Origin of the sequence: Nitrosomonas sp. JL21 (genome assembly GCF_009833095.1) — a bacterium.
Lineage (GTDB): Bacteria > Pseudomonadota > Gammaproteobacteria > Burkholderiales > Nitrosomonadaceae > Nitrosomonas.
Window position 1 is genome coordinate 64213 of sequence record NZ_QRCB01000040.1, and the last position, 16124, is coordinate 80336.

A 16124-nucleotide genomic window follows, 5' to 3' on the forward strand; every position below is an offset into this window, starting at 1 on the left:
CTGAAAAAATCTGCGCCAATTAGAGCGTTTTTAAGTACTCAAGCAGATCCAGTCGTTCCTCTTTATTAAGTGGTTTCAATATCCTTCCATCAAGCTGTGCTGTTCTGCCAGTGGTATATTCATGCCCGGCATTGCTATTGCCTCGAATGGCTTCACCGCGGGAATTCGTCGTTCTAAACGTGAAACCTTTATATCCACTGCTTTTCAATCCTACTTTAATCGGATCAAACTCTCTCGATCCTACTTCAAATTCTTCAGGCCGATACTCACCATCGTCCGGATCGCCATCACGCTTTTTGGGCAGTAACAAATCATACAAAGTCGGTACGGAGCCATTATGAAGATACGGCGCGGTCGCCCAAATGCCATTGAGCGGCCTGGCCTTATAAGAATTGATCGAGGCCAGCGGATTTACTGTGGTATCAGGATCGTAATTTCCATGTTTGAGTGAGGGTTTGATCTGATTGTGGAAGAATGCAGAACCGATATCCCAGATCCAGTCACCCCAGCGTTCCAGAAACCATTTGTCGGCGTCAGGCGTCGCCACCACATTCAATGTCGCTTTGGTCAGCAAAGCCGCTACCGAAGCCTCCTGATCCAATAATATATCGCCGATGCCTACGCCGACATAACTATTGCGCAAAATCCCCGAATAGCCTTTGTAACTGATGCTGTTGCTCGCCATAGCCAGATCCGTTCCGACATCGCTTACACGAGACATTTTGGCCACCACGCGGCGTTCTGGATCGGAGCGATCAATTTCGGTATGACAACTGGCGCAATATTCATTGAATAGCATCTTACCGCGCAGAGCGCTTTGCCCGTCAATTTTTCCCAGAATCTCTTCCGGCCACTCGGGGGATTGCAGTTTGGTTAAATGATTTTCAATTTTTCGCAAATTGTGCACATTGACCGATGACGTGAAATCGATATTGGTTTTACCGATCAATGTTGATAAGGTGGTATTTTTCTGCTCTTTCCAATCAAGTGTTCCCAAAACCCCGATCACCTCGCCAGTATTGCGCCCGACGGGTCCTAAACCGGCATTGTCAGCCAGACCGTTCCACTGTACATAATCATGCTGCGCGATATCCCATAAAAATGGATAACTGACCGGCGCATTGGGCTTATTGAACAATTTTTCCCGCAGCCTGCCCAACTGCCACCCATCCAGCGTTTTGGTCAGACGCTCAACCACGTTGTCACGCTGATCGCCAGTCATGACGCTATCCACATTCTGAACGATGGTGCGGAATTCTTCTTCGGTCATTTTTTCATCGCCCATGATCTTGCCCTCGACCAGGAGCTCCTTCAGCACCCGTTCATTCACCAGATGCTCCAACACGCGATTATAAATGCGGCCAAAAGCATCCAGGCGCGCATAACCGTAGGCGACATCGCTGCGATTGATATCGATATAGCTGATCAGGCGCTGGGTATATCGATTCAAATCAGCCATCACGTCGCTCTCCGATGTGTACTTACCTCGCGCCAATACATTCTTGACGAAGCGGTTCCGGGTCTCTTCATCCTTTGCGGCATGTTTCATGGCTTTGGCAATATCTTTCATGATGGTTTCCATATCCGAGTTGGCCGGCCCGCCATCAATCCGGACTCCAACGCCGTTATAATTGATCTGTCCGGTATGACAAGCCGCGCATGTCAGGCCGACATATTCTTTTCCTTTATAGGTGTCCTTGACCCAACCAACAGGCAATGCATCCGGATTCATTGCCGTCGCTTTCTGAGGCAAATAGCGATAAAAATTCATCGTCTCATCCGAACGAAAAAGTTCGGATGTTCCAGGCTTCTCCAGCACCATGAAAAAATCATAGGGCATGAGGTTCGATCCTTGTGTCGTGGTATAGAACCACAAGCTATCCGTGATATCCCAACCTTGGTTCAAATATTGGATGCTGGTATAACTGTCTCCAAATTGATCCTGTTTGACAGTGGTAGCACCGCGATTGGGGTCAGTTTCCGGTATCAATGTACATGCACCTAATACAGCTGCAAAAATAACCCCTGCCAGGCCCAAAAATAACAATCTTTTTTTTGTCACCACAACATTCTGTTTCACGATAATCTCCCCATTCGCATGAACTTGTTTGATCTGTAATGCGCTCAATAAGACTTATCACATCATCATGGAAACTTTATTTCAACTCCACGCCGTGATCGATTATTTTGTACATTACAACCCTTGGAAAATTTTCATTTGATGTTCCTGCACGCTGAACTCGATCCGAATGAAACGCTTTCTGCATATCACATTCTAATCTGATTATAGTAAGAATCGATTACTGACCACAACGCCACGAGAATCTGGCCAGAAATCCATACAGATCCAGAAAGCCACCCCTGATGTTATCAGCAGATTGAACAGTCATAACTGTACACCTTCGGAGACTTCCCATCTATTGGATAACTCACATTCAAGTCAACATAGGCACAAGTTCATTCGGGCAACGTTGATCGATTCATATAAAAATATCAAACAACCAATCACCTGGGGAATTAATATCTACTGTGCACTGAAGACCAGATCCTGCTTGATTAAGGTTGTTCAATTTCTTGATGGAATATACGCTGCAATAGAATATGAATGCTCAATAAGCTACGTCACCTTTATTTGCGGTAAAATCACGCTTCAACAAATCAAATATCCGTAACCGCGAGAGCATCCACCTTGACTTTATCTCATTCAGATCATTCTCACATCACTTCATTATCTTATCGAGACGCCGGTGTGGACATCGATGCCGGTGATCGGCTGGTTGAAAATATCAAACCTTTTGCCGCACGCACATTGCGTCCTGAAGTGCTCACGGGAATAGGCGGATTTGGCGCATTATTCGAAATCTCCAAGCAATATCAGCACCCCGTGTTGGTCTCAGGTACGGATGGCGTTGGCACCAAGCTCAAACTTGCCTTTCAACTCAATCAACACGACAGCATAGGTATCGATCTGGTAGCCATGAGTGTCAACGATATCCTGGTTCAAGGCGCGGAACCATTATTTTTTCTGGATTATTTTGCCTGCGGGAAACTACAGATCGATACGGCGACCAGCGTCATCCGAGGAATTGCGCGTGGCTGCGAGTTGGCCGGCTGTGCGCTGATCGGTGGAGAAACGGCAGAAATGCCGGGCATGTATCCTCCTGATGAATATGATCTCGCAGGATTTGCTGTCGGCATTGTCGAAAAAGAGCGCATTATCAGCGGTGCTACGATACAGGACGGCGATATAGTGCTGGGACTCGCGTCCAGCGGCGCGCATTCCAACGGCTATTCATTAATTCGTAAAATCATCGATCATCATTCTGTCGATTTATCAATGGATTTTCAGGGTAGAACCCTTGCCGATGCGATTATGACGCCGACCCATATTTATGTGAAATCTCTATTGGCACTGATTAAGCAATTACCTGTCAAGGGATTGGCGCACATCACCGGCGGAGGGATTGTTGGAAATGTACCGCGCATTCTACCGGATACCGTCACCGCCATCTTGCACAAAGATGCATGGCCCATGCCGCCACTGTTCCAATGGCTGCAACGGCAAGGCAATGTTACCGACGAGGAGATGACACGAGTATTCAATTGCGGTGTCGGCATGGTGGCAGTCATCGCTCCTGATCAGGTCAGCGACGCGATGGAAATACTGCGCAAATCGGGCGAAACGGTGTGGCAAATCGGAGAAATCAAGCATCGCCTTCCCGGACAGGTCGCAACGCTTCTGGTATAAATGGCACACTGTATCGCAGCACCATGAAATCTTTGGTCATTCTTATTTCCGGTCGTGGCAGTAATATGCAAGCGTTATTGGAAGCTGAATTTTATATGGATCGGATTACCGTCATCAGTAATAATCCAGCCGCAGAAGGTCTCGAATTCGCAAAGAAATATAATGTCGAAACGATTATTCTCGATCACCGTTCCTACCCTGACCGCGAGACTTTCGATCATGCGCTAGCAGAAAAAATTGATACTTACCAGCCCAAGCTGATCGCCTTGGCCGGCTTCATGCGCATATTGAGCAATTCCTTCGTGCAGCGTTATCAGGGCCGCTTAATGAATATCCATCCATCCTTATTGCCGGCGTTCCCCGGCTTGAAAACCCATGCAAGAGTCTTGCAAGAGGGCATAAAAATTCATGGTTGCACGGTCCATTTCGTTACTCCCACGCTCGATCACGGGCCCATCGTGATTCAGGCTGCAATTCCAGTGCTGCCGAATGACACTGAAGCATCCCTGGCAGCGCGTGTTCTACTCCAAGAACATCGTATTTTTCCCCAGGCAGTGCAATGGTTTATGGAAGATCGTATCCGACTGGAGGGAAATCGCGTCGAAATCTCGGATTGCTGCATATGTGAGTCAGCGCTTTATTCACCCGGATTACCCGAATGAAATTTCTAATAGCGATATTGCTCTCATGGATGCTCAGTTGGCCGGGATTTGCCGCGGATATCCCCTCGCGCATAGAAATCAGTTATCACGTCTCCACCGATATTGGCGAAGGGGAAATCAACGAAGTGATGGAAATGAAGCACACCAAAAACGGCCATAGCTATACCATCAACAGTGAAGCGCAAGCCACCGGCTTATTTAAACTGATAGAACCGAACTCCATCATTCGTCACAGTGAAGGAATCATTACCAGACAAGGCTTACGGCCGACTCGCGCTTATGAGAAGCGGGGCAAGAAAGAGCCGAGCCTGGCAGTGTTTGATTGGGAAAAGCATATGATCACATTGCAGCACGATGGCCAGGAAGTGCACGAAAAATTACCGGCCAGCACCATTGATCGCTTAAGTTTATCGTACAACTTCATCTTTGCTCCCCTTCCCAAGCATCATGTCGACCGTCATGTTACTAACGGCCAAAGCCTACGCTTATCGCATTACAAGGTATCGAAAGAAACCATTGAAACGCCGATTGGAAAAATGGAAACCATAGTCTTAACCCGGCAGGAAGCTAAGCATTCCAAACTCAAGAGAAAATTATGGCTGGCATTGAATAACCACATGCTGCCGGTGCGCATCGTTTCAGTTGAAGAAAATGGCCGCGAAATCGACAAAATAGTGACAGGGATCAATATCAGCTATCAGGCTGATCATTGAAGAAACGATAATTCATTCGGCAAACGTGATCAAACGCGAGATGCACGGAACGTAGTAACCAAGACAACTCAACACGATAAGCGAGATATGAGTATCGTCCCACAAAGCGATTCGCACACCCAGTCAATTCATCATAGTTCTTATGAATTTTCCTGAAATAACAATTGTTGGCATTGGCCATTTAACCCCGCAAGGATCTGCATGCATTTGACCTCATTCCAGCTTGATGCTGCCATAACCGCAATCCGAGCCGTATTACCCCTGGAGTATCCTGCAGATGCCATTCTGCGCCGGTTCTTCAAGGAAAACGCTGCCTTGGGTGCACATGATCGCGCTTTCATCGCCGAATCAGTCTTTGGCGTGCTTCGGCATCGATTTTTTCTCGAAAGCCTCGTTCCACGTAGTACACCACGGGCTCTGGTTCTGGCTCACCTAGTCAAATTTGAAGGCATGAACCTTCGTGAGCTCGCTTCACTGACAAATGAGACAGAAATAAAGTGGCTTGCGGACATCAAGGCCATTCATGTCAGCTCCCGCTCACTCCCTGTGCAGGCAGAATTCCCCGAATGGTTGATGGAAAAATTGCAACAATTCATGCCGGATGAGCAAATCCTGGCACTCGGGCTTTCTTTGCAAAAACCTGCGCCGCTCGATCTACGCGTCAACACATTCCTTGCCAAACGCGAGCAAGTGCTGGAGCTATTGAAGAATGATGGCTTCGATGCCGAAACAACACCCTACTCTCCCTGCGGCATCCGGATCAATGGAAAACCGGCCATCAATCGCCATCCGCTATTTCTTGCAGGGAAAATCGAAGTTCAGGACGAAGGCAGTCAATTGCTCGGTTATTTGTTGGCGCCCAAGCGCGGAGAAATGGTGGTCGATTTTTGCGCTGGCGCGGGGGGAAAATCATTATTGCTCGGCGCTTTGATGAACTCGAAAGGGCGTTTGTATGCTTTCGACGTATCTGAGAAACGGCTTGAAAACCTAAAACCGCGTTTCAAACGTTCAGGGCTTTCAAATTTGCATGCTCAACGCATCGCACATGAGAATGACAGCAAAGTCAAACGGTTAGCAGGAAAAATAGACCGCGTCCTGGTCGATGCGCCCTGCAGCGGTCTCGGAACCTTGCGGCGCAATCCAGATTTGAAGTGGCGCCAATCACCTCAAAGCATTGAAGAACTGAAAACCAAACAAGCGGGCATTCTCTCGGCCGCCGCTCATTTGCTCAAACCCGGTGGACGCTTGGTATATGCCACATGCAGCTTCTTGCCTGAAGAAAATCAGGCAATCGTCACTGAGTTTCTTTCACAGCATCCAGAATTTTTTTTACTGAACTGCTCAGAATTGTTATCGCAACAAAAAATACCGCTGGATACGGGCGAATTTCTTCAATTATTTCCAGCACAGCATCAAACAGACGGTTTCTTTGCCGCTGCATTGGGACGCAAAGACATGGCTCAAGTCGAATAGAAATCTTTTCAGTTGTTGTTACCGCTGAAGATGAATCCTCCTCAGCATTCGAACCGAAAAATCAGTCCGGGATCCGTCAGTAACCTTATGAAACATCCAAGAATCACTGATTCTGCTTGGCAAGATTAATCTTTTCTTTCAGTAATTCAATGAGTGCGGGAAAACCATCCTTTTGCATGATTGACCGGTATTCTCCCCGCTTGATAGCCAAGTCACTGACGCCATCAAACAGAATATTTACGATGCGCCAGCGGCCTTCTTTTTGTTGCAGGACGTAATCAAAATTTACGATACCGCCATCCGATTTAGTCAGCTGACTGCGAACCAACATTTGCTCATGCGGTAATTCACGTTGCTCGATGACTTCGAATTGTTCCCCTTCATGCTGGGTGAATCGACCCGCATAAGTAGCGATACTGAGCTGGCGGAATGTGTCGACAACAAGATTTTTTTGGTCATTATCCAGTTGTGACCAATAGGTTGCCCCGAGAATTGTTTTAATAATCAATTCAATATCATGAGATTGATCAATGATTGGTGCCAACGCCTTGAATCGCCCTTCATAGCCCAATTGCGGCCCCTCGCGCATCACCTGAATCAGAGAGGATTGCAATTTCTGTATGACTTGCTCAGGAGTCTCCGAAGTTGCGGCTGAGGCGCTCGCTACCATCGAGGCTGGCAGCATCAGCAGCCACATCAGGCATCCAATGAAAAAGTTAATGAGTGGTTTTACTTTCATATCGACGATTTTTCCAAGAAGCGCGTTCTCCCCGCCAATATCGTATCGCTGAAGTCCAGGTCATTGCAAGATATAAGGCACCGATAATGGGTAATGCAACTCCCCAGAATGGAGAACGTTGATAATATATTAAAGTTGGTAAATAGGATAATAACATCCCGCTCCATGCCAATACACCGACTATAACCATTTCTTCAGTAGGCATCCATAGAAATGTGAAAGGCGCTGCCCAAAACATTGATCCCATGATCACTGTACAAAGAACCAGCAATATGAACGAATACCTCAACTGAGTATAAGCGGTACGGGCCACCATTTCCCAGATTGGCGTCAATCCCTCATATCCGCGATGACTTTGCGCCGCATGACTCAACCCTATCCAAGTGCGCAAACCGGCGCGCTTGACGTGTCCAGCCAACGTGCAATCATCGATGAGCGCATCATGCAAATTGGCAAAAGCGCCGATTGCACGAAGCGCTTGTGTCTCCACTAAGATACAGCCACCGGCGGCAGCGGCAACCCGTGATGAAGACTTATTTGCTAATCCAAACGGATAAAGTAATTTGAAGAAAAAAATGAAAGCGGGCATGAGCAAGCGTTCAATGAAATTCATCAAGGGTGGCGTCGCCATCAATGACACAAGCGCAATCTTTTCGGCTTGCGCTTTATGCCGCAAGTCATGAACAATTCCCGGCGATAACTCGATATCTGCATCAAGCAATAGCGTATAAGTTGTCTGGACTTTCCGGAATCCTTGCTCAAGCGCCCAGAGTTTGCCACTCCAACCGGACAATGGCGTGGTACCGGACAAAACTTCAGCGCCATATGCTTTAGCCTGTAAGGCGGTATCATCCATCGATTGATCATCGATTACGATGATGCGCATGCCTTTTCCTTGTCTATTGACTGCTTGCAGGGTGCGACCGATATAGGCACCCTCATTGCGAGCTGGAATCAGAACAGTAATATCGGACAACGAAGACTGAGAAGATGGAATCTCAGCTATTCTTCCATTGACTTCTAATTTTTCGCGGGTACTCCAGGGTCTCCAAGGAAGAAAAATAACAGACCACCAGCATATTACCCCTAGAATCGCTAGCCAGAGTATTACTTCCATCACCATTCTGATTTACATTTCAGCAAGGAGCCCATGACGTGAATACATCCGAGAGCCTAATCGTTGATGACTGAGACTCTGATATCCGCGAGTTTCTTGGCCGTTTCCGCGTCTGTCGTGACCCACTTCGGAGCGGGCTCAGCAACCATCGGACCGGATGTCTTGGGTCCTGTCATTGTGGTAATGAATGCCTTCCATGGGTGGCGAAGGGTATCTTCAACTGCTGTGGCTTCATAGCCGCAATGCGCCATGCATTGGGCACATTTGGGATTATTGGCGGTGCCATACTTTTCCCAAGGGGTATCTTCGAGCAATTCCTTGAATGTCTTGGCATATCCTTCGTCAGATAGCAAATAGCAAGGCTTTTGCCATCCAAATACATTTCTTGTCGGATTACCCCAAGGAGTGCATTCATAATCTTGATTCCCAGCGAGATAATCCAGATAAAGCGAAGAATGATTCAATCTCCATTTCCGCTTCAATTTTTTACCCAATTCGAAGATACCGCGAAAAAGAATTTTTGTGTCCTGGCTTTTGATGAACACATCTTGTTGTGGCGCTTTTTCATAACTGAATCCCGGCGCAATGGTCGCTGCCTCTACACCCAATTCCATCGCATAATCCAAAAATTCAGCAACATCTTCAGGTGTCTCACCTTGGAACAACGTACAATTCACGGTGACTCTAAACCCCTTTTCCAGCGCCAACTTTATCGCTTCCACCGCACGATCGAACACACCATCCTGACACACGGAAGCATCGTGCCGTTCTTTCATGCCATCTAAATGGATCGAGAAAGTCAAATAAGGAGACGGCGTATAGTCATCAATCCGTTTTTTTAGTAATAACGCATTAGTGCACAGGTAAACGTATTTTTTGCGCTTGATGATACCTGCGACAATCTGGGGCATCTCTTTATGCAATAAAGGTTCACCGCCAGGAATCGATACCATCGGCGCACCACATTCATCAACTGCCTCCATGCATTCTTCATAGCTGAGGCGTTGATCGAGAACCTCTTCCGGATGCGCGATTTTTCCACATCCCGCACACGCCAGATTACAGCGGAACAAAGGTTCCAACATCAAAACCAAAGGATACTTTTTTACTCCTTTCAGCTTTTGTTTGATTAGATACGTGCCAACTGCGATCTGTTGACGTAAAGGAACTCCCATGAGCAAAGCCTCCAAAAGTACTTCAAAACCAACTAATTAAATTAATTCAGCGTAAAAAAACCAGCTTGACTGATCAAAAACAAGCTCTTCTGGAAAACAGGTCTTCCTGAGGAATCGACAGTAAATATTCAACAAACTCAGTAAACAAAAAGCTATCAATTCCTTTAGTTACTAAAGAAAGTTCGAAACTGGTTTTACTTGACACTTAAACTATAGAACATGAATTCTTCTATAGCAAATAATTTTACGCGTTAAGGACTGGAAATGTATGAAATTCTTATTTCAAGCACGGGGATTAGAACGACTCACACTCGACAGGCCGACACTGAGCAGAAATAGCGGAATTTCATATCCGGAAAATCTAATGACCTGCGAGTGCCCACCATGGTTTGGTGCCGGGAGGGGGAATCGAACCCCCATGATGTCACCATCGCGGGATTTTGAGTCCCGTGCGTCTACCAATTCCGCCATCCCGGCTAAGGCTTAAGTAAATTACTATCAGTTGAAAAAACAGCAGGCGCAATTATCACTGAAAACCCCTGACACAGCAAGCTGAACGGGTAAAAAACATATCACACCAGTATAATAGATGGTATGAAAACTCAGGATTTTGATTTCTTCCTCCCCTCTGAATTGATCGCGCAATTCCCGACTGAAAAGCGCTCGGACAGTCGCCTTCTTCATGTAAATAGTACCTTTCAAGATTGGCGGGATGATGTCTTTTCACATTTGCCTCACTACCTCCGCAGCGGTGATGTCATGGTATTTAACGATACACAAGTCATTAAAGCCCGTTTATTCGGTAAAAAGGACACGGGCGGTAGCATAGAAGTAATGGTTGAGCGGGTTTTGGACGATCATCATGTTCTGGCCGCTATCCGGGCAAGTCACGCACCGAAACCGGATTCGCGATTATTCTTAGCGGATTCGTTCGAAATGACCGTAGTCAATCGGAATCAGGAGCTCTACACGCTACGTTTCGAACATAAAAAAACAGCGAGCGAGTTATTGGAAGAGTATGGTCAACTGCCTTTGCCACCTTACATCAATAGAGCAGCAACGCCTTTCGACGAAGCGCGTTACCAAACTATCTACGCCAAAACTCCGGGAGCGGTAGCAGCGCCCACGGCCGGCCTGCATTTTGATGCGCGGATGATGGATCAATTATGCGCAATGGGTGTCATCATCGTGTATGTTACATTGCATGTCGGTGCTGGAACATTCCAGCCGGTGCGCGTAGAAAATATCGCTGATCACATTATGCATAAAGAAATTTTCCATATTCCTCAAGCGACTGTTGATGCAATTCAGCATGCCCAACGAAACCAACAACGTGTGCTTGCGGTAGGAACAACTTCACTGCGAGCCCTGGAAGCTAGTGCCTCGATTCATAACGGCCAAGTCGTTGCAGGTTATGGCGAAACGAAGATTTTCATCTCACCCGGATACCGATTTCAAATAGTCGAACGGCTGCTGACCAACTTTCATTTGCCTCGTTCAACATTATTGATGCTGGTCTCGGCCTTTACAGGCACGGAAGTCATTCAACGCGCCTATCAACATGCCATTGCTGAGCGCTATCGTTTTTTTAGTTACGGAGACGCCATGCTCATTGAAAGGGCACTATGAAATTTCACCTCCTATCGACCGATCATGCCGCTCGGCGCGGTACGCTGACTTTAGCGCACGGTGCTATTGAAACTCCTGTTTTCATGCCCGTAGGTACTTACGGCGCAGTAAAAAGTATGACGCCCGCAGCTCTGCAAGCGACACATGCGCAAATTATTCTCGGCAATACTTTTCATCTATGGTTGCGCCCGGGGTTGGAGATCATTCAGGCGCATGGTGGATTACATGACTTCATGAGCTGGCACGGGCCGATCCTGACCGACTCGGGCGGATTTCAAGTATATAGCTTGGGAGAATTACGCAAAATTACAGAACAGGGGGTTCAGTTCAAATCACCTGTCAACGGTGATTCTTGTTTTTTGTCGCCCGAGGAATCGATGCACATTCAAAAGATCCTCAATTCCGATATTGTGATGATTTTTGATGAATGCACCCCCTACCCTGCCGATGAAGCCATTACCAACGACTCGATGAAACTCAGTTTACGTTGGGCAGAGCGATCCAAACGAGCGCATGAAGGCAATCTCAATGCATTATTTGGTATCGTTCAAGGCGGTATGTATGAACACTTGCGAGATCAATCCTTTGCTGGACTACATCAGATTGGTTTTGATGGCTACGCCATCGGCGGGTTATCCGTAGGAGAACCCAAAGCAGACATGCAGCGTATTTTAACGCATACCGCTCCTTTATTACCTGCTGACAAGCCTCGCTATTTGATGGGAGTGGGCACTCCCGCAGATATTGTGCATGCGGTGGCACAGGGTATTGATATGTTTGATTGCGTGCTTCCTACCCGCAATGCCCGGAACGGATGGCTGTACACGCGCAATGGCGTCATCAAATTGCGCAATAGCCGGTATCGTCTCGACACCTCTCCTCCCGATGAACACTGCGGTTGCTATACGTGTCAACACTTTAGCCGCGCTTATTTGCATCATTTACAGCGCATCAATGAAATGCTCGGCGCGCATTTGAATACGGTACACAACTTATTTTATTACCAGCAATTAATGAAGGAAATTCGCGCCGCAATTGAAAATAAACAATTTGGACAATATGCAGAAGAATTTCTGGCAAAGCGGCCATCATGCTAATATGCGTTTTTTTAATGAACGATTTTGGAGAATCATATGCTAATTAATGAAGCATTCGCTCAGGCTGCTGCACCAGCTCAGACTGATGCCAATTTAGCAAGTTTACTACCGATGCTCGGTATATTGGTCTTATTTTATTTCTTGCTGATTCGTCCGCAGTGGAAACGCGCTCGGGAACAGAAACAGATGGTCGAAGCACTTCAGCGCGGAGACGAGGTTATCACCAACGGCGGTATATTAGGTCTGATCCTCAACGTCAGCGAAAACTATGTCATCATCGAGATTGCTCCTACAATCGAAGTCACGATATTAAAATCTTCAGTGCAAACCTTGCTTCCCAAAGGAACGCTGAAAACTATCGATCCCAAGAGCAACAAGCTACAGAAAGCAAAACCAGCAAAAACGACTGAGAGCAAAACTGATGATGCTGTCGACACATCCGAAACCAATGCCTCCGAAGCTCAAAAAACTACAGATAACAAATAATCCCTGCTGGTAAACAGATAAGATAACTTGTCATTTCGCAATTCATCGTTGCATGCCGCTTGATCTTTTTTATTTTTCTATAATTTAACTATACCCATGAACCGCTACGCACTCTGGCAATATTTAATTATCGCGGTTTCGCTCTTGATCGGGCTGATTTATACGCTGCCTAATTTTTATGGCGAATCACCTGCAGTGCAGATTTCTCCCGCACGAACTTCCGCAAGTGCTGATACTTCTTTATTACAACGCGTCGAAGAGACGTTAAAGCAAGCCGGTATCACAACCGAAGGCATTTTGCTCGAAGAAAGCAGCATAAAAGCACGCTTTGAAAATACCGATACTCAAATCAAGGCAAAGGATCTGCTCGAATCGACGCTGGGCAACGATTATATTATTGCATTGAATTTACTCGCAAATTCTCCGCAGTGGCTCACCAATCTTGGTGCTTTACCAATGTATTTGGGGCTCGATTTACGAGGTGGTGTTCACTTCATGTTAGCGGTTGATATGGCTGGAGCTCTCGAGAAATCCCTGGAGCGCTACAGCACTGACATTCGCAGCACTCTTCGGGAACACAAGATTCCCTATACCGGGGTGGAAAAGCAAGCCAAAAAGCTGATCGTAAAATTTCGCGATACGGAATCCCGTGTCAAAGCAGCGGCGGAATTGAAGACCAATTACCCTGATCTGGGTCTTACCGAGGAGCAGGTGGACAGCCGATATCACCTGATCGCAGTCATCAAGCCCGAGGCCCAGATTCGTATGCAAGACTCGGCCGTGCAGCAAAATATCACGACATTACGTAATCGTGTCAATGAATTGGGTGTGGCCGAACCAATCATTCAAAAAGCGGGAATAGATCGGGTCATTGTGCAATTACCCGGTGTGCAGGATACCGCTAAAGCCAAAGATATTCTTGGGCGAACTGCTACGCTTGAAGTTCGTATGGTTGACGACGAACGTGATCTGGATGCTGCTTTAAGAGGCCAGGTTCCGTTTGGCACTGAACTTTACGAAGAGCGCGGAGGCAGTCCGCTGCTCGTGAAAAAACAAATTCTCTTGACCGGTGAGCATATCACGGATGCACAACCAGGATTCGATAAGGATAACCAACCTGCCGTGCATATTAATCTGGATGGCAATGGATCTCGTGTCTTCAAGCAATTAACGCGCGACAATATCGGCAAACGGATGGCCATTCTTCTGATTGAAAAAAATAAAGCAGAAGTGATTACTGCCCCCGTCATCCGCGAAGAAATTGGCGGAGGACGTGTTCAGATCAGTGGTCGCATGACCAGCACCGAAGCACGCGATGTTTCCCTATTGTTGCGTGCAGGCGCCCTTGCCGCTCCGATGGATATCATAGAGGAACGTACCGTAGGGCCCAGCTTGGGCGCTGATAATATTGCCCGTGGGTTCAATTCAACCCTGTATGGATTCTTGGCAGTATCTATTTTCGCGATCATGTATTACACGGCGTTCGGTGTTATTTCCGTCATAGCGCTGGGCATGAACTTATTATTATTAGTCGGGTTGCTGTCCATCATACAAGCCACGCTTACCTTGCCGGGAATGGCCGCACTCGCATTGACCGTGGGCATGGCGATTGATGCCAATGTTCTGATCAATGAACGCATTCGCGATGAATTACGCGCCGGAGCTTCTCCTCAATTGGCCATTCATAGCGGTTTTGAACGCGCCTTCGGTACCATTGTGGATTCAAATATCACCACCTTGATCGCCGGAATTGCATTATTCGCATTCGGTTCCGGCCCGGTAAAAGGATTTGCGGTAGTCCTCTGTTTGGGAATTTTAACCTCAGTTTTTACGGCAACCTTTGTAACCAGAGGTATCGTGAATATAGTGTATGGGAGTCGGCGTCGGCTTGATCATGTCCCCATCGGGAAAATTTGGTTGCCTCAACATGAATCTAAGTCCACACAAACCAGTCGCAATAGTCAAGATGACAGTCCTTTAATATCTGAAACCGCCAAAAATGCAAAGTCTGCCACGCAACAGCAATCATTGGCTGCGCCAGAAATAGATGTTCAAAACAATGAAGACGAAATCTCCGCTCAAGCTGATCAAAAGATTGTTCCTTCGAAGACTAAAAATAAGCGCAGAGTAGACACTAAAAAAACCAAGCGATAATCATTAATAAGGAAATCATATGGAATTTTTTAGATTTAATCGCAATATCCCTTTTATGAGCTGGCGGCGCCCAGGCGCTGTCATTTCGATCGTAACGTTCCTGTTATCAATTTTTTTTATCGCAACGAAAGGCTTGAACCTTGGTGTTGATTTTACTGGAGGCACGGTTCTCGAGATTAACTACAGCCAAACTGCCGATCTCGATAAAATTCGAAATGTGTTGACAGGCCTTGGTATGTCCGATGCCAGTGTGCAAAATTTTGGCACTTCGCGCGATGTGTTGATTCGCTTGCCACTCAAACCCGAGGTTTCCAGTTCACAATTGTCGGAAACTGTTTTGAACGCACTTAAAGAAGCTGACCCTTCTGTAGAGATGAAGCGTGTCGAATTTGTGGGTCCGCAGGTGGGTCAAGAGCTACTGGAAAATGGCGCATTAGCGTTATTGTTCGTGTCGCTGGGCATTGTGGCTTATCTGGCGATGCGGTTTGAATGGAAATTCGGTGTAGCAGGTATTATTGCAAACCTGCATGATGTAGTGATTATCGTCGGTTGTTTTGCTTTTTTTCAATGGGAGTTCTCGCTGACTGTATTGGCCGCCATATTGGCCATCCTGGGGTATTCAGTAAATGAATCAGTCGTTATTTTTGATCGGATTCGTGAAAATTTCCGTAAATACCGTAAAGCGAGTCTCACTGAGGTGATCGATAGTGCCATTACACAAACGATGTCGCGAACCATCATTACCCATGGTAGTACTCAAATGGTGGTAGTGGCCATGCTGTTATTTGGCGGAGAGGTGCTCTATTATTTCTCGCTGGCGTTAACTATTGGTATTCTTTTTGGTATTTACTCGTCGATCATGGTAGGAAGTTCTATGATCATGCTGCTTGGCGTCAAGCGAGAGGATCTCGTCAAATTAGAGAAAAAGCCGTTAGAGAATGATGGAGCTGTCGTGTAGTAACTCAAACATGTTCAATCAATAGATTGATTCATCACTCAAAGGAAGGATTTATCTTTTTTCTTTATCCATCATTACAGAAAATTCATAAAAAACGCAGCGAAATTAAGTTTATTTTGCTGCGTTTTAATTTAAACAAAGCCATTTATTTTCAAGCAGCGGAAGTTGTGCTT

13 protein-coding genes and 1 tRNA gene are annotated in these 16124 nt (G+C 46.6%); 9 read left to right on the forward strand and 5 right to left on the reverse strand.

What is annotated here, in order from left to right:
* Nucleotides 1–19 precede the first annotated feature (19 nt).
* Complete coding sequence (locus tag ABF87_RS12145; protein WP_160829382.1) at nucleotides 20–2080, reverse strand: di-heme-cytochrome C peroxidase; 2061 nt, start codon at nucleotides 2078–2080, stop codon at nucleotides 20–22.
* 609 nt (nucleotides 2081–2689) lie between these two features.
* On the opposite strand from ABF87_RS12145, the gene purM reads away from it, so the two are divergent.
* The 4 genes from purM (at nucleotide 2690) to ABF87_RS12165 (ending at nucleotide 6596) form a co-directional block, all read left to right on the forward strand.
* Nucleotides 2690–3748 carry a phosphoribosylformylglycinamidine cyclo-ligase gene (gene purM, locus ABF87_RS12150; RefSeq protein ID WP_160829383.1) on the forward strand — a complete coding sequence of 353 codons (1059 nt, stop codon included), beginning with the start codon at nucleotides 2690–2692 and terminating at the stop codon, nucleotides 3746–3748.
* 23 nt (nucleotides 3749–3771) lie between these two features.
* Nucleotides 3772–4410, forward strand: coding sequence for a phosphoribosylglycinamide formyltransferase (gene purN, locus ABF87_RS12155; RefSeq protein ID WP_160829384.1), 639 nt, complete (start codon nucleotides 3772–3774; stop codon nucleotides 4408–4410).
* A complete protein-coding gene (locus tag ABF87_RS12160) occupies nucleotides 4407–5123 on the forward strand; it encodes a DUF3108 domain-containing protein (protein ID WP_160829385.1) in 717 nt (238 codons plus the stop codon). Before purN ends, ABF87_RS12160 begins: the two co-directional genes overlap by 4 nt.
* Before the next feature lie 201 nt (nucleotides 5124–5324).
* Nucleotides 5325–6596, forward strand: a complete 1272-nt coding sequence (locus ABF87_RS12165; protein ID WP_160829386.1) for an RsmB/NOP family class I SAM-dependent RNA methyltransferase — start codon at nucleotides 5325–5327, stop codon at nucleotides 6594–6596.
* Nucleotides 6597–6699: 103 nt separating this feature from the next.
* On the opposite strand, the gene ABF87_RS12170 is transcribed toward ABF87_RS12165, so the two are convergent.
* From ABF87_RS12170 to ABF87_RS12185, 4 genes are all read right to left on the reverse strand, one after another.
* Nucleotides 6700–7335, reverse strand: a complete 636-nt coding sequence (locus ABF87_RS12170; protein WP_240143665.1) for an ABC transporter substrate-binding protein — start codon at nucleotides 7333–7335, stop codon at nucleotides 6700–6702.
* Nucleotides 7313–8452 (reverse strand): glycosyltransferase, encoded by a 1140-nt coding sequence (locus tag ABF87_RS12175; protein WP_240143666.1) that lies wholly within the window; start codon nucleotides 8450–8452, stop codon nucleotides 7313–7315. The genes ABF87_RS12170 and ABF87_RS12175 overlap by 23 nt, the downstream gene beginning before the upstream one ends.
* A gap of 56 nt (nucleotides 8453–8508) precedes the next feature.
* Nucleotides 8509–9627 (reverse strand): adenosyl-hopene transferase HpnH, encoded by a 1119-nt coding sequence (hpnH, locus tag ABF87_RS12180; RefSeq protein WP_160829388.1) that lies wholly within the window; start codon nucleotides 9625–9627, stop codon nucleotides 8509–8511.
* Nucleotides 9628–10017: 390 nt separating this feature from the next.
* Nucleotides 10018–10104, reverse strand: a tRNA-Leu gene (locus ABF87_RS12185).
* 117 nt (nucleotides 10105–10221) lie between these two features.
* Between ABF87_RS12185 and queA the strand changes: the two genes are divergently transcribed.
* The 5 genes from queA (at nucleotide 10222) to secF (ending at nucleotide 15951) form a co-directional block, all read left to right on the forward strand.
* Nucleotides 10222–11256, forward strand: a complete 1035-nt coding sequence (gene queA, locus ABF87_RS12190; RefSeq protein WP_160829389.1) for a tRNA preQ1(34) S-adenosylmethionine ribosyltransferase-isomerase QueA — start codon at nucleotides 10222–10224, stop codon at nucleotides 11254–11256.
* The gene (tgt, locus tag ABF87_RS12195; protein WP_160829390.1) at nucleotides 11253–12353 is read left to right on the forward strand and encodes a tRNA guanosine(34) transglycosylase Tgt; all 1101 of its coding nucleotides are present in this window, start codon (nucleotides 11253–11255) and stop codon (nucleotides 12351–12353) included. The genes queA and tgt overlap by 4 nt, the downstream gene beginning before the upstream one ends.
* 36 nt (nucleotides 12354–12389) lie before the next feature.
* Complete coding sequence (gene yajC / locus ABF87_RS12200; protein ID WP_160829391.1) at nucleotides 12390–12839, forward strand: preprotein translocase subunit YajC; 450 nt, start codon at nucleotides 12390–12392, stop codon at nucleotides 12837–12839.
* A gap of 96 nt (nucleotides 12840–12935) precedes the next feature.
* Nucleotides 12936–14993, forward strand: a complete 2058-nt coding sequence (secD, locus tag ABF87_RS12205) for a protein translocase subunit SecD (protein WP_160829392.1) — start codon at nucleotides 12936–12938, stop codon at nucleotides 14991–14993.
* A gap of 19 nt (nucleotides 14994–15012) precedes the next feature.
* Nucleotides 15013–15951 carry a protein translocase subunit SecF gene (gene secF, locus ABF87_RS12210; RefSeq protein ID WP_160829393.1) on the forward strand — a complete coding sequence of 313 codons (939 nt, stop codon included), beginning with the start codon at nucleotides 15013–15015 and terminating at the stop codon, nucleotides 15949–15951.
* Nucleotides 15952–16124 lie beyond the last annotated feature (173 nt).